We start from the raw sequence: 359 nt of genomic DNA on the forward strand, positions 1-359 counted from the left end.
GCTGAAGTGTGCATCGCTCGTATTTCGCTTACGGTTTTCTCAACGTAAGTAGGTGTACTTGGATCTCCTGAACCTCCACAATCTTGGCGAGTTTCAGTAAAGTTTACATCAGTTACATTTCTCATTATGAGTTGAATAGTAGAGTTATGGACAGCCATTACCCCAGTGATTGTACCTTTTTTATCGCTAACGTCTTTTCCTGCAAAAGATGCTTCTTTTCGAGTGTATACAGCCAAATGATTGGTACAATCCGTAGTGATAGATTGAGTTCCGCTGTAGATTTTTAAAACATCCGTAAACTGAGCATTTTCAATACGCACCAATTGGCTCTCGTAGTTTCCTGTCAAAGCCTCTGCAAT

Annotated in this window: 1 protein-coding gene; it reads right to left on the reverse strand. The window is 40.4% G+C overall.

Annotated features, from left to right (window positions below; genetic code table 11):
- The coding region (locus CCAND38_RS11810; protein WP_042343495.1) for a DUF5689 domain-containing protein at window positions 1-359 on the reverse strand (359 nt) is incomplete at both ends.

This window comes from Capnocytophaga canis (genome assembly GCF_000827555.1).
In the GTDB taxonomy this organism is placed as follows: domain Bacteria; phylum Bacteroidota; class Bacteroidia; order Flavobacteriales; family Flavobacteriaceae; genus Capnocytophaga; species Capnocytophaga canis.